The 13,384-nt window shown below is 59.1% G+C and carries 13 protein-coding genes; 11 read left to right on the top strand and 2 right to left on the bottom strand.

Annotated elements, in window-relative coordinates:
* Position 1: 1 nt before the first annotated feature.
* Positions 2-1,624 (top strand): GumC family protein, encoded by a 1,623-nt coding sequence (locus tag H4W29_RS08275; protein ID WP_192728499.1) that lies wholly within the window; start codon positions 2-4, stop codon positions 1,622-1,624.
* A gap of 70 nt (positions 1,625-1,694) precedes the next feature.
* Complete coding sequence (locus tag H4W29_RS08270) at positions 1,695-2,021, top strand: hypothetical protein (RefSeq protein WP_192728498.1); 327 nt, start codon at positions 1,695-1,697, stop codon at positions 2,019-2,021.
* Positions 2,022-2,128: 107 nt separating this feature from the next.
* Here the strand turns inward: H4W29_RS08270 and H4W29_RS08265 are convergent, their stop codons facing one another.
* Positions 2,129-2,953: a glycosyltransferase family 2 protein gene (locus H4W29_RS08265; protein WP_192728497.1), complete on the bottom strand. Its 825-nt coding sequence runs from the start codon at positions 2,951-2,953 to the stop codon at positions 2,129-2,131.
* Positions 2,954-3,235: 282 nt separating this feature from the next.
* Here H4W29_RS08265 and H4W29_RS08260 point away from each other — a divergent pair, with 282 nt between their 5' ends.
* The 9 genes from H4W29_RS08260 to H4W29_RS08220 all read left to right on the top strand — a co-directional run bounded on the left by H4W29_RS08260 (position 3,236) and on the right by H4W29_RS08220 (position 12,261).
* Positions 3,236-4,027: an NAD-dependent epimerase/dehydratase family protein gene (locus H4W29_RS08260; protein ID WP_192728496.1), complete on the top strand. Its 792-nt coding sequence runs from the start codon at positions 3,236-3,238 to the stop codon at positions 4,025-4,027.
* Positions 4,020-4,799: a glycosyltransferase family 2 protein gene (locus H4W29_RS08255; RefSeq protein ID WP_192728495.1), complete on the top strand. Its 780-nt coding sequence runs from the start codon at positions 4,020-4,022 to the stop codon at positions 4,797-4,799. Before H4W29_RS08260 ends, H4W29_RS08255 begins: the two co-directional genes overlap by 8 nt.
* On the top strand, positions 4,799-5,992 hold the full coding sequence (locus H4W29_RS08250) for a DegT/DnrJ/EryC1/StrS family aminotransferase (protein WP_192728494.1): 1,194 nt from the start codon (positions 4,799-4,801) through the stop codon (positions 5,990-5,992). Before H4W29_RS08255 ends, H4W29_RS08250 begins: the two co-directional genes overlap by 1 nt.
* A gap of 12 nt (positions 5,993-6,004) precedes the next feature.
* On the top strand, positions 6,005-7,081 hold the full coding sequence (gene gmd / locus H4W29_RS08245; RefSeq protein ID WP_192728493.1) for a GDP-mannose 4,6-dehydratase: 1,077 nt from the start codon (positions 6,005-6,007) through the stop codon (positions 7,079-7,081).
* Between the two features lie 3 nt (positions 7,082-7,084).
* The gene (locus tag H4W29_RS08240; protein ID WP_210332155.1) at positions 7,085-8,029 is read left to right on the top strand and encodes a GDP-L-fucose synthase family protein; all 945 of its coding nucleotides are present in this window, start codon (positions 7,085-7,087) and stop codon (positions 8,027-8,029) included.
* An 87-nt stretch (positions 8,030-8,116) separates the two neighbouring features.
* Positions 8,117-9,013 carry a hypothetical protein gene (locus H4W29_RS08235; protein WP_192728492.1) on the top strand — a complete coding sequence of 299 codons (897 nt, stop codon included), beginning with the start codon at positions 8,117-8,119 and terminating at the stop codon, positions 9,011-9,013.
* 84 nt (positions 9,014-9,097) lie between these two features.
* Positions 9,098-10,288, top strand: a complete 1,191-nt coding sequence (locus tag H4W29_RS08230) for a class I SAM-dependent methyltransferase (RefSeq protein ID WP_192730691.1) — start codon at positions 9,098-9,100, stop codon at positions 10,286-10,288.
* Positions 10,289-10,308: 20 nt separating this feature from the next.
* Positions 10,309-11,394 carry an NAD-dependent epimerase/dehydratase family protein gene (locus H4W29_RS08225; protein ID WP_246517144.1) on the top strand — a complete coding sequence of 362 codons (1,086 nt, stop codon included), beginning with the start codon at positions 10,309-10,311 and terminating at the stop codon, positions 11,392-11,394.
* Between the two features lie 6 nt (positions 11,395-11,400).
* Positions 11,401-12,261, top strand: a complete 861-nt coding sequence (locus H4W29_RS08220; RefSeq protein ID WP_192728491.1) for a Gfo/Idh/MocA family protein — start codon at positions 11,401-11,403, stop codon at positions 12,259-12,261.
* On the opposite strand, the gene H4W29_RS08215 is transcribed toward H4W29_RS08220, so the two are convergent.
* On the bottom strand, positions 12,245-13,216 hold the full coding sequence (locus H4W29_RS08215) for a hypothetical protein (RefSeq protein WP_192728490.1): 972 nt from the start codon (positions 13,214-13,216) through the stop codon (positions 12,245-12,247). The two genes, H4W29_RS08220 and H4W29_RS08215, sit on opposite strands and share 17 nt — an antisense overlap.
* Positions 13,217-13,384: the final 168 nt, after the last annotated feature.

Genomic DNA, 13,384 nt, shown 5'->3' with positions numbered 1-13,384 from the left:
TATGAATCAGTATGACGGGAACAGGGTGAGCCGCCTGCCTGCCTGGCGCAGTTATGAGTCGTCTCAGCCTGCGCCTGAAGGCACCCGTGCGCGCAGCCCGATCATCCGGCCGACCGATTTCGTTCCGCCTCCACCGGCTCCCGAGCCCGGTCCTCCTCCGGTTCGCCCGACAGTATCGGAAAGCCGCGCCGCGCCGCCGCCGCGCCGCGATATTCCTGCCGTCCCCGAACCCTCGCCAGCACCAGAGCCTGTGGTCGAGCAGGCGCCAGATGTCGCCGGGCCATTGCTGGATATCAGATCTGCCGTTGCCGCCGTCTGGAGTAGGCGCCTGATCATTGCCGGTCTTTGCCTTGTCGGTGCTGCCGCCGGCGCGGTGATCGCGCCCCGTATTCCGCAGAAATTCACCGCCGTTGCCGCCCTCTATTTCGATCCGCGCCAGATCGGCCTTGCCGACAGCGGCTCGCAGAATGCGGCCCCGTCGCCGGAAATGATTTCGACGCTGATCGACAGCCAGGTTCAGCTGCTGACCTCGGGCAACGTATTGCGTCGCGTTGCCGACGCCATGAAGCTCGACCAGGATCCGGAATTCACCGGCGGCAGGACGGATGGCGCCGCCATCATCGGCACCCTTCAGAAGGCTCTGCTGATCACACGCGAGAATAACACCTACGTGGTCTCGCTTGCCGCGACGACGCGTGATCCGGAAAAATCCGCGAAGCTCGCAAACCAGGTCGTCACCTCCTTCATGCAGGAGGAAAGCAGCGCATCATCAGGCCTTTACGAGACCACCTCGTCGGCACTCGACGGCCGTCTCGACGATCTGCGCGGCAAGGTGCAGGAAGCGGAGCAGGCGGTCGAAACCTTCCGCGCCGACAACGACATGGCGGCGACCGAGGGCAATCTGATCTCCGATCAGCGCCTTTCGTCCCTGAATACGCTGCTCGTCACCGCCCAGGAAAAGACCATTCAGGCCAAGGCCCGCGCCGACGCCGCCGCAAATCTGCGGGTCGAAGATGTCGTTGCCGGCAGCCAGACGGATGGCGCCACAGGCACATCACCGCTCGTCAGCCTGCGGCAGCAATATGCCGCCCAGGCCGCAATCGTCGGCAGCCTGCAGAGCCAGATGGGTTCGCGTCATCCGCGCCTTCAGGCAGCCCGTTCCTCGCTTGACAGCATCGGGGTGGAGATCAAAGGCGAACTCCAGAGGGTCGCGACCTCGGCAAGAGCCGAATATGAGCAGGCCAAGAAGGCCGAAGACGATATCGCCAAGGAGCTGGCAGTGCAGAAAGCCCTGCAGGCAACGACCTCGGACAAACAAGTGCAACTGAACGAGCTGCAGCGCAAGGCGACGGCCGCCCGCGAACTTTACGAATCAGTTCTGAAGCGTTCCGGCGAGACCAGCGAAGAGCAGAACCTGAGCCAAAGCAATATCCGCGTCGTCTCGCCCGCCGAAGTTCCCGTCAAGGCAGATGGGCCGAGCAAGAAAGTCATCATGGTCGCAGGCATGATCGGCGGCCTTCTTGCCGGTTTTGCCGTCGGTGCCGGTTTTGCAATCCTCGCCGGCCTCTTTTCTCATCCGATCATCAGAAGTTATTTCCGCAAGCCCGCCCGCGCTTCCGCTTGATGGCGACTTCCGATCTTCCTACATCCTGGACATGGGCACCGAACGAAAGACGCCCGTGAAAGAGGTTGTGATGCGGTTCGCTGCGGTTCTCCTGCTGTCGCTTGTTGCCGGCGCTTCGGCTGCGCCCGCCTTTGCCATAGACTGGCAGAATTCCGGCAAGCAGGCCGTGCAGCCGCTCTATCCCTACAAGGATCTTCCGGGCGTGAAAGCGCAGCCGGACAAGAAGGTGGAAGAATCGTACGACTGCCACACCGAGACGGTACAAATCCGCCGCCGCTACGACCAGATTTTCCGCTCCGGCGGCATGCCGACTTTGATGTATGTCTGCGAGCGCGACGGCGTCGTGTCTATGGACAGCCGGGTGCCGCTGCGCGGCCATTATCAGCCGGTGCGGTGAAAACCGCAGCAAGTCCCCGCGAGGTTATTGCCTGTAAGGAGAGATAGCTTGATCACCGTTCAATGAATTGACGGCGACTGCAAACAATCTTTTGGCCGCATCAATCTTCAGCCAGCGGGCTGAAATGCCAATTGCGGCACTTCGCCACCAAGGATACGGTCGGCAAAGGACACGTTGGAGAGACCGTAGCGCTGATACAGCTCATTGTCCTGGTTGGCCCGAAACTCCGCCTGATCGGACGGCGAAGAGAAATATTTCCCGATCAAGAGCGGCAGGCGAACGGTTTTCAGGTTCTTTTGCTGGAACACATGCCAGAACAGTGCATCGCCGACCGATCTGATAAGGGATCCGTCGCCGAAGTAGCTCGGATAGTATTTCCCGACCATTTTCGGGCTCCAGAGTGTTGCCGGACCGAAAGTACCGCGCTCACCGGTACCCGATCCAAGCCTCAGGCGTTCACGCGGCTTCGGAGGCCAGTCCGGCGCAAATTCGGACGCCGTCAGTATCGGCGCTTTGAAAGGCTCATCGAGATGGGAATTATCAAAGCAGACCAGCCACTCGCCTCCAACCATTCCGGCGGAAGAAGCGCAAGCTGCTCCGACCAGGAGCTCGACCGCATTTGTGGCCAGGCGGTCATCCATATTGAGGTTCATCACGAACAGTGAATTGCTCAATGCCACTGCCGCCGACCAAGCCTCGTAGATAGAGAGTGCCTGAGAGAAGACGTAACAGTCCGCGTCCAGCCATTCGGGCGGCATATCACCATTGTCGAAGATATAGATGATGCGCACGCCGACACTTTGTTGGCGCAGGTTTATGTAGTGCGACTTCAGCAGGTCCAGCTTGTTGTTCTGACGGTGCCATACCGCACAGAACACCGTAACCAGCGCCGTCTCATTATCACTCTGCGTCCTTGCTTTAATAAAATGCATCTCGGGCAATTCCTTTCGCGCAAGGTTCGCGCATGGCAGAGGCGGCATTGGTGTTAACCATGAAGGAGATGGCATGAGCCGGGCATTCGCGTCAATTGCCGTGCTTAGAAATCCTGGGGGCGGCCACGCGGTCATCTGAAATCGGCATTTTTACATATTCGTTGTGTCGCCAAGGATGCGCCCCAGCGGGAAATAAGGAAATTGGATGCAGCAAAAGCGCGACCTGACCTCTGCCAGCCGAAGGCTCTCGGCGGGGTGCGCAGTTCATCGAGAGGTGCGTCCATGCGGGTCCTGGTAACCGGGGCAGGCGGCATCCTGGGCAGGCATGTCATCAGGCATCTCGCCCAATTCGCGCCAGGCGCCGATGTGATCGTCAACAAGGCGGACCTCACGGATCTGGATGCGATGCGAGCGGCAATCGCCGCCCTTCAGCCGATCGATAAGGTTATTCATCTAGCAGCCTTGGTGCCGGTGGCATCGGTCAAGGCAGATCCTGCCCGTGCCTATGCCGTGAATGTCGGCGGTACGATCAATCTCCTCTCGGCGCTCGAGAGGCACCCGGCCACGTTCCTCTACTGCTCATCAAGCCATATCTATGCGCCGTCGGATCTGCCGATAGCTGAGGACGCCGAAAAGGCGCCACCCTCTTTCTACGGACGGACAAAATGGGTCGGCGAGAGTGTTGCGGCCGACATTTGCGAGGTATCCGGCCGCGCCTATTGTGCGGCACGCGTTTTCTCGATTCACGATCCAGCGCAAACCGGCTCGTTCCTTCGGCCATCCATCGAGCGTCGGCTGGCAGAAGAGGACCTGAGCCAGCCGTTCATGCTTCCGGGTGGTGACAGCGTCAGAGATTTTCTGCCGGCGGCGGATGCGGCGGCGCTTGTCGTGCGTCTCGCCCTTTCCTCCGCAACAGGAGCCGTCAATGTCGGCTCCGGCCGCGGCACAACCATCCGCGATTTTGTTCAGGGGTTCAGTTCCCGGCCGCTCGATATCAGGGCGACCGGCGGCTCCGACACCCTCGTGGCCGATATCTCGCGGCTTAGACAGTTACTAGGAGACGCTGATGTCTGAGACTGTTTCCATTGTCATTCCGACCTTTAACCGAGCAGGAATGCTGCCTGTCGCCATAGACAGCGCCTTGAACCAAACGAGAGCATGCGAGGTCATCGTCGTCGACCACGGCTCGACCGACGATACGCCGGAGGTCGCCGAGGCCTACGGCGACCGCATCCTCTACATCCGCCGTGAGCGTGACTTCGGCCCACATTTCTGCTGGCTTGAAGGTGTGCTGCATACCAGCGGAGAATTCGTCCATCTGCAATACGACGACGACTGGATCGCACCGACCTTCATCGAGGCATGCCTTTCCGTTATCACGCCGGAAACCGGCTTCGCCTTCACGGGCGCCGACGTGTCCGACGGCCCCGGCCTGCCCACCAAGCTTCGTCAATTCACCGACTGGCTGCCGGCGACCGGCACCTATCCGGTCGATGCGCTGGAAAGACAGATTCTCGGCTCGCTTATCTCGCCTGGCGCAGCGCTCTATCGCCGACAGATCCTGATCGACGCGCTCTATCCGGGGCGATTGCCGCTTCAGATCAACGAATATCGTGGCGTCGGCCCGGATGCTTTCGTCTCGCTGCTTTCAATGCTGCGCTATCCAGCGATCGGCTTCGTGCGTGAACCGCTTGCCTTCTTCCGCTTCCACGAGGGTTCGATCACCATCGACGCCTTCGCATCCGGCGAGAAGACTGCGCGACTGCGCGCCGCTTACGCAGAAGTTACCCGGCACTATCTCGAAATGAAAGTGATGCGCGCTGTGCGTATCAGGGAGGCATCGTAATGACCGTAGGGCGTCCAATCCGCTTAGTCACTCAAGATCGTCCAATCCGCCTTGCAGAGGAAACCATCGATCAGGGTGAACTCGAGGCACTCTCCGAATGGATGCTCGCAGGCAACCGCCTGACCAAGGCCGAGCAGACGCTCGCCTTCGAGCAGGAATTCGCTGTCTGGATGAATTGCCGCCACGCGGTCTATGTCAATTCCGGCTCATCGGCGAACCTTTTAATGATTGCGGCACTCAAGGAAGCGGGCCGCCTGCGCAACACCAAGGCGATCGCCGCTGGCGTCAGCTGGGTCACCACGGTTTCGCCGCTGCTGCAGCTCGGCTTCGATGTACGCCTCTGCGATTGCGATTCGAAGTCGCTGGGCATCGATCTCAACCACCTGGAAGACCTTTGCCGCACGGATCCGCCGGCGCTGCTGATCCTCGTCCACGTTCTCGGGCACGCCGGTGACATGGACGCTATCAGGGACATCTGCCAGCGTTACGATGTCATTCTGCTGGAAGATTCCTGCGAGGCGCTCGGCTCGACCTACAAGGGCCGCAAGCTGGGCACGATCGGCACGGCAGGCAGCTTCTCCTTCTACTATGGCCATCATATTTCGACGATCGAAGGCGGCATGGTCGTCACTGACGACGCCGATCTGCACCAGCTGATGCTGTCTCTGCGCTCGCACGGCTGGAGCCGCGATCTCAAGCCGGAACTGCGCCAATCTCTGGCGGAGGAGAATGGGGTCGACGAGTTCAAGAACCTCTACACCTTCTACCATGCCGGCTATAACTTGCGCTCCACAGACCTGCAGGCATTCCTCGGTCGGTCGCAGCTCAGGAAGCTCGATCAGATCGTCGAACGCCGCCGTATCAATTTCGACCTTTACCGCAAGGCATTGCCGGACTTCTTCTCCCAGTCGGGGGATACGGAGGTCCTGTCGTCCTTCGCCTACGGCACCTTCATCGAGAACCGGCTGGAAACCTACAAGCACATCAACGCGCTCGACATCGAGTGCCGGCCGCTGATCTGCGGCAACATTGCGCGCCATCCCTTCTGGCTCCGCGACCATCCGCGGCTCGCCCTTCCGAATGCCGACAAGGTGCACGACTACGGCATCTATCTGCCGAACCACCATAATCTGAATGAAGCGGACATTGCGCGCGTGGCCGACGCCTTCGCCTCTGTTGCCCGCCCCTGCTAAGAGCGAAGACAAATGACGAATAGGGCTCCAAAGCGCGCGCTGATCACGGGTGTAACCGGACAGGACGGTTCCTATCTTGCGGAACTCCTACTTTCCAAAGGCTACGAAGTACACGGCATCAAGCGCCGGTCATCGAGTTTCAACACGGCGCGCGTCGACCACCTCTATGAAGACGTGCACGAGGTGGATCGCCACTTCACGCTGCACTATGGCGACATGACCGATTCCACCAATCTGATCCGCCTGATCCAGGAAGTGCAGCCGGATGAGATCTATAACCTGGCCGCCCAATCGCACGTCCATGTGAGCTTCGAGACGCCGGAATATACCGCCAACGCGGACGGTATGGGCACGTTGCGCATCCTGGAAGCCCTGCGCATCCTGCGCATGGACAAAACGCGCTTCTATCAGGCCTCGACCTCTGAACTCTATGGCAAAGTGGTGGAGACACCGCAGAAGGAAACGACCCCTTTCTATCCGCGTTCACCCTATGGTGTGGCCAAGCTCTATGCATACTGGATCACGGTCAACTACCGCGAATCCTATGGAATGCATGCCTCGAACGGCATTCTCTTCAACCACGAAAGCCCGCGCCGCGGCGAAACCTTCGTGACGCGCAAGATCACTCGCGCCGTGGCGGCGATTGCCGCAGGTGATCAGGATCGCCTTTATCTCGGCAATCTGGATTCTATGCGCGATTGGGGCCATGCTCGCGACTACGTCGAGGGCATGTGGCGTATACTGCAGCAGGACAACCCGGGCGACTACGTGCTGGCGACGGGGCGTACCGTCAGCGTGCGCGAGTTCGTGGATACCGCTTTCCGGGTCGCAGGCATGGATATAGAATGGCGCGGTAAGGGCGTGGATGAGCGCGGTTACGTTCGTGGCACCGATCGCTGCCTGATCGAGGTCGATCCGCGCTATTTCCGTCCGACGGAGGTCGATCTGCTGCTGGGCGATCCCACCAAGGCAGAAAGAGAGCTTGGATGGCGCGCCACGACGACGCTTGAGGAAATGATCGTCGAAATGGTCAATTCCGATATCCGGGAACATGCGACAAATTCGGTTCATCAGCGAGACAAGGACTGACGGATGAACCCGGTTTTTCAGATCGAGGGAAAACGGATCTGGGTCGCCGGCCATCGCGGCATGGTCGGCTCGGCCCTGGTTCGGGTGCTCTCGCAGCTGGATTGCGAGGTGCTGACCACACCGCGCAGCGAGGTCGATCTCACCGATCAGGCCGCGACTCGTCGCTGGGTGCTGGACAACAAGCCGGATGCCGTCATCGTCGCCGCTGCACGGGTTGGTGGCATCGCCGCCAACAGCGCCTCGCCGGTTGCCTTTCTCTACGACAACCTCATGATCGAGGCGAATATCATCGAAGCTGCCGCTCGCGCCGACGTGAGCAAGCTTCTTCTTCTCGGTTCCACCTGCATCTACCCGCGCGACGCCGAACAGCCGATCCGCGAGGAATCCCTGCTCACCGGCCCGCTTGAAAAGACCAATGAGTGGTACGCCATCGCCAAGATTGCCGGCATCAAGCTTTGCCAGGCCTATCGCCAGGAGCAGGGACGCGATTTCATATCGGCCCAGCCGACCAATCTCTACGGTCCCGGCGATAACTACGACCTGGAAACGAGCCACGTTCTGCCGGCCCTGATCCGCAAGGCCCATGAGGCCAAGGTCAATAGTGCGGAATCACTGACGATCTGGGGCAGCGGTACGCCATTGCGGGAATTCCTGCATGTGGATGACCTTGCCGACGCCGTCATTTTCCTGCTGCGCAATTATTCCGGTCCGGTGCCAATCAATATCGGTTCTGGTGAGGAATTGTCGATTGCCGAGCTTGCCCGCCTCGTGAGCAAGACGATCGGCTTCGATGGTTCGCTCACCTTCGATACCACGCGACCGGACGGGACGCCGCGCAAGCTAGCCGATCTTCGGCGCCTGCATGAACTTGGCTGGAACAATGCCCGTCCGCTGATGACCGGTCTCAAGCAAACCTATCAAAGTTTCTTGAATACGCGCGACAATTGAGTGGTGCGGAAACAACGAACTGACGCAGGCATGGACCAAAAGAACCAGTCGAGTTGACTAGGACAACACCCGGGAAAGCTTAACACCATGAAAATATGCCTCCTGATAACAACGCATAGGCGCGATATCCAGCTGGTGCGTCTGCTCTCCCAAATCATGGATCTGCGCAGCAAATATACCGGCCCCGCCGTCTTCGAGACAGCGGTAACGGATTCCGAACTCGACAACGCCGCCAGACACATTCTCGAGCCGCTTTGTGATCTCTATGTAACCAACAAGGGGTCCGGCTTCGACGACAACCTGTTTCACTTCTACGCAGACCATGCTCGGAACTACGACTTCATCTTCAGCATAAGCGATGACGACGTTTTCAGCTGCGGTCAGGTGAATCCGCTCGATCTGCTGGAACTCGCTGCCAAGCAGCAACACGATGCCGTTCTGTTCAATCATTGCGAATACAGATCGGCAGACATGCTCGCGACCGAGCTGACATATACGTTGTCGCCATCATTCTATACCAATCCCAAGCTGATGGACGAGCCGGAAGCGTTTCGCCGGCACTTCCTCGGCTGCGTTCCCCGACATGTCGGCCTTCTCTACCGGAGCAGCTTCATCATCGAAAATCTCGGGAAGCTTGCTGCTTTCCGAAACACGCTGCATCTCTATGCCGTGCCTCTCCTGCTGGCGCTCGAGAAGAATAGGGCGATGTTCTTCGACTATCCCTTGAATTACTTCGCCGCGGACAGGCCCCGCGACGGCGCCTGGGAGGATTGGACGAACGTATTCATGGGCCTGTATCGCTTCCTTCTTGCCGCGAAAGCCATCCTGTCGCCGGCAAGTTTCGCAATCACGAAACAGGGCTTCATGGCCAACTATCTCAATGACCGTTCCTGGCTGCGCGGATCTCTGTCCCACAGTGTTCCGAGCGAGGCGCAAATATTGCGAGAGTTGGATGGGACGCTCGAAAGCCTCCCACAAGCTTAAATCTCTAGAAACATTTTGTCGCTCTACGCCTCAAAGCTGAAGACTTCGGCGTGGTTCAGCAAAGCCAATGATCAAGGATTCCCAATGTCGAAGTGTTGTTCTCTGTGTCATGGGCAGATGTTGAACAAATTTCTGGATTTGGGGCGCCAACCCCTCGCGAACAAATATCCAAAGCCGAGTGATTTTCAGGAGGAGAAGTTCTTCCCGCTCGAGGTGTTCTTTTGCGAGACCTGCAAGAATGTTCAACTTGGCGAGATGGTCCCGCGATCCCTCATGTTCGAGGATTACTATTACCTGAGTTCGGTCAATGGGGGCCTGGTCCGCCATTTCGAAGCCCTCGCCGAGGAGCTGAAGGAGGCGAAATTCGTCGTCGATGTGGGCTCCAACGATGGCGTGTTGCTGCGTCCACTCAAAGGTCTCGGAGTTCGGGCACTGGGGGTCGAACCTTCGATCAATGTCTCCAAGCTCGCAAATGACGAGGGGCTGGAAACGCTCTGCGCCTTCTTCGAGGAAACCTCGGCCCGGCAGGTGCTGGACAGCCACGGCCCGGCGGATGTGATCGTCGCCAGCAGCGTCTTCACGCATCTCGACGCACCGGATCAATTCATCCGCGCAGCGGACATCCTGCTGGCCAAAGACGGCAAGCTGGTGATCGAGGTCGAGTATATCCTCAACATGATCAGCCAGGTGCAGTTCGAGCGATTCTACCTCGACCGGATCTTCTACTACTCGATCTCGTCGATGAAGCAGCTGTTCGGCAAGCACGGCATGGTGATCACCGGGCTTGAGCCTGTGGCCCAGCATGGCGGCTCTCTTCGGTTCACATTGATGCGCGAGGCGGCCGGCACCGAGGCCCCGGAGTTGGCGGAGCTGATCGCGACCGAGTTGAAGGTGCTGAACACTGCTGCACTGACAGATTTTGGCCAGCGCTGCCGCGATCTGACCGACAGGTTGGTCGCTGGCTTGAAGCGCTGGCGGGAAGAGGGCGTCAAGGTGGCAGGCTACGGCGCGCCTGCCCGGCTTTCGACCATCACAAACTTTGGTGGCATCGACAGAGAGCTGCTGCCTTTCACGATCGATGACAGCCCGCTGAAACAGGGGCGCACCTCGCCCGGCGCACATATCCCGGTTGTGGCGGCCTCTGAACTTGAGACCTATCAGCCTGAAGTGCTGGTGGTCTTCGCCTACGAATACATCGACGACATTCGGAAAAAGACTAGCAATGCATATGACTACTACATGCCAATTCCGCTTGTTGAACTCATAGCTTCCTGATCACTGGAATGGGGAAAGAAATGTCGAAAGAAATTCAACGTATTGTCGAGCGGCTTGGTGCTAATGCCCATCGGTTTTCCGGGAAGACTGTCCTGCTGGCAGGGGGAGCGGGTTTCCTTGGGAAGCACTTCGTCAAGGTGTTTCAGAAGCTGAATAACGACGTGCTGGACAAGCCCTGCTCTGTCATCTCGGTGGATAACTACATCACTGGCACCAAGAACCTCGATGAAAGCATCGTGCGCGATCCCAACATCATGCAGGTCTGGGCCGATGTGACCCATCCGCTGCCCGTGCGCGAAGATATCGACTTCATCATCCAGGCTGCGGGCATCGCATCACCCGTTTTCTACATGCGTTATCCGCTCGAGACAATCGAGAGCGCGGTGCATGGCACCCGCAACCTCTTGGACCTGGCTTCACGCAACAAGAACCTCGAGGGCTTCTTGTTCTTCAGCTCCTCCGAGATCTACGGCGATCCCGACCCCCGCGCGGTGCCGATCAAGGAAGATTACCACGGCAACGTTTCGACCGTTGGGCCGCGCGCCTGCTACGACGAATCCAAACGCCTAGGCGAGACGCTCTGCACGATCTACAAAGAGCACCACGGCGTGCCGGCAAAGATCGTGCGCCCGTTCAACGTCTTTGGTCCGGGCATGGGTCACAACGACCGCCGCGTGATCCCGATGTTCACCTATCAGGCGCTCAATGGCCGTACGATCCCGGTCCACGGCACCGGCCTGCAGACGCGCACCTTCTGCTACATCACCGACGCCATCTACGGCTTCCTGATGACGCTGCTTGAGGGCAAGTGCGGCGAGGCCTACAACATCGGCAACCCGGACAACGAAATCTCGATGATCAAGCTGGCGGAGATGTATCCCAAGCTGCTGCCGGGCGCCTCCTTCACCCGCATCGACTATCCGGACACCTATCCGGCGGGAGAACCTAACCGTCGCTGCCCGGATATCACCAAGGCGCGGGAAACCTTTGGTTATACCTCCGAGGTGGATGTCGAAGATGGTCTCGCGCGCTTCATCGACTGGGCTCGCAATGAGCGGAACTATATCGATTTCGAGCCCGAAGCGGCGCTCAAAAAGGCCGGATAACAATAGGTGGTAACACTGGGCCTCATCGGGCGGGGTGCCTGGGCGCGCATCATTGGCGCCACTCTGGACAGCCTGCCCGAAGTGCGCTGGGTGCCGCTGAACGGCCCCGGCGCTTCTGTTGACGGCGTCATCGTCGCCAACAGGAGCAAAGATCACGTGTCCTCGGCGCTCCCCTTCGTTGAGGCGGGGGTGCCGTGCTTTATTGAAAAACCTCTGGCCACATGCCTCGAGGATTTCCTGCGCCTCAAGGCGGCGGCTGGTGCAGCGGGCGGCCACGTCTTTGCAGGGCACCTGCACCGGTTCAACCCGGCCGCAGAGGCCTTTTGTGCTGCCCTGCCGGAGATCGGCCCGATCCAATCGGCAACTGCGCTCTGCGCCAATGGCAAACCGCGCGACGATACGTCCGTGATCTGGGATTGGTTGCCGCACCCGCTATCGCTGGCAGCACGGATCTTCGCCACTCCGGCCGAGCGCGCGACGGCCCGGTCGCTTGAAGGCGGAGCGCGCCCGCTTCGCGTGGCGGCACAATTGTCCTATGAAGGGCGACCTTTCGACCTTGAGGCCAGCTGGCTTTCGCCTGATCCAGCCTTTCGGATCACGGCCGCGGGCACCAAGGGACGTCTCATCTTTGATGACAAAGCCGCGCAGAAAGTCACGCTCATTCGCGACGGAAACAGTGTCGCCCTTGCCTATGATCCAGAGCTGCCTCTAACCCGCGAACTGCGCGCCTTTGTCGAGTTGATCCGTGGCGTGCGCGACAACCCGTCTCCGGTTGAGGAGGCAGAGGAAGTGCTGCGCAGCCTCGATGCCATCGAACGCTCCGCAGCAGCAGACGGCGCCCCGGTCGCGATCAATTGGCCGGATTGAGGTATCCGTAAATCTGCGCGAGGATTTCCTGAACGCGCGTGTCCACATGGCCGGTTGCCATGGCCGCCTCGTGACGCGCGATCACACCGGCCTCGCCCTGCATACGGAAATGTGCATTCGCCGCCTCCACAATGGCTTGCGGGGCCCACACATCGCTCGGTTCGAAGTAGAACAGATGCTCTTGCAAAGTGGCCAGGGCTGGAAGATCTCTCAGACTGGCCGGAAGGATCGGCACCCCCCCGGTGATCAGCGCATCAAAGACACGGATCGGCAGATCGCCACGAACCGGGATGATCCAATGGCTCATATGAGCCGCCCATTCGTCCAACCGGTCTAATTCTGTGCGGTCATGATACGTCCTCCCCACCGGACCGACGTGTTTGAAATGCGTGCTCAGCGTCTGAAGCATCGCATTACGCTCGGGGAATTGCGGATAGAGGATATGCCGCCCAAGGGGTTCCGGATCACGCGTGGCGGCGAGGAGGCGATCGCGATGTTCGCTCAGATAGGCACGTGACCACTGGATGACCGCTGCGCTTACGGGGCTTCCCATCGCCTTGGTCACCTGCGCGTAAGTCTCATTGTTATGCGGATGGCAAGGCACGTAAAAGTCGGACAGAGCTGCAAAATTCAGGGACGCCGCAACGTCATGATGATTGTCGAAATCCCAGATACAGACATGCGCACGCGGCTCGTTGACAAACATGCCCACATACTTCTGCCCAGCCTGAGCGATATCGTTGTTGTTCAGTATGTAGATAGTGTCGGGCTCGAACTGTTCGATGGCCTTCAGGTTCACCAACGAGATCCGGTCTGTCTTCTCGGTCTTGCTGAAGATCCCATCGCTCAACTGAACCCGCGTTTGCGGGCGCAGTTTCATGCCCTCAGAAAAGGCCTGTCGGCGGACTTCCTTCTGCACGTTCAACTGTTCAATCTGCTTGCTTACGGATGTCATGTCAGGTTGGTTTCGCTCTAGTTTATCTGGAAATTTTTTTAACACTTTATGGTTAAATGTTCCTAAATTGGCGGTGAATTGGTCCGGCCAGCGGGACGCTTTTCTCTCCGAGGGGCTAGGCTTTGACCCGCTCCCCTGAAAAGTCCGCGGTTGACTTTAGCCTGTTCC

Source organism: Rhizobium viscosum, assembly GCF_014873945.1.
GTDB lineage: Bacteria > Pseudomonadota > Alphaproteobacteria > Rhizobiales > Rhizobiaceae > Rhizobium > Rhizobium viscosum.
The sequence above is the reverse complement of the archived record's forward strand: the minus strand, read 5'-3'. Positions and strand labels throughout refer to the sequence as shown.

Coding starts and splice junctions, on each gene's coding strand:
- H4W29_RS08235 (WP_192728492.1), top strand. CDS start 8,117: ATGAAAATATGCCTCCTGATAACAACGCATAGGCGCGATATCCAGCTG.
- H4W29_RS08255 (WP_192728495.1), top strand. CDS start 4,020: ATGTCTGAGACTGTTTCCATTGTCATTCCGACCTTTAACCGAGCAGGA.
- H4W29_RS08240 (WP_210332155.1), top strand. CDS start 7,085: ATGAACCCGGTTTTTCAGATCGAGGGAAAACGGATCTGGGTCGCCGGC.
- gmd (WP_192728493.1), top strand. CDS start 6,005: ATGACGAATAGGGCTCCAAAGCGCGCGCTGATCACGGGTGTAACCGGA.
- H4W29_RS08265 (WP_192728497.1), bottom strand. CDS start 2,953: ATGCATTTTATTAAAGCAAGGACGCAGAGTGATAATGAGACGGCGCTG.
- H4W29_RS08270 (WP_192728498.1), top strand. CDS start 1,695: ATGCGGTTCGCTGCGGTTCTCCTGCTGTCGCTTGTTGCCGGCGCTTCG.
- H4W29_RS08225 (WP_246517144.1), top strand. CDS start 10,309: ATGTCGAAAGAAATTCAACGTATTGTCGAGCGGCTTGGTGCTAATGCC.
- H4W29_RS08250 (WP_192728494.1), top strand. CDS start 4,799: ATGACCGTAGGGCGTCCAATCCGCTTAGTCACTCAAGATCGTCCAATC.
- H4W29_RS08215 (WP_192728490.1), bottom strand. CDS start 13,216: ATGACATCCGTAAGCAAGCAGATTGAACAGTTGAACGTGCAGAAGGAA.
- H4W29_RS08275 (WP_192728499.1), top strand. CDS start 2: ATGAATCAGTATGACGGGAACAGGGTGAGCCGCCTGCCTGCCTGGCGC.
- H4W29_RS08260 (WP_192728496.1), top strand. CDS start 3,236: ATGCGGGTCCTGGTAACCGGGGCAGGCGGCATCCTGGGCAGGCATGTC.
- H4W29_RS08230 (WP_192730691.1), top strand. CDS start 9,098: ATGTCGAAGTGTTGTTCTCTGTGTCATGGGCAGATGTTGAACAAATTT.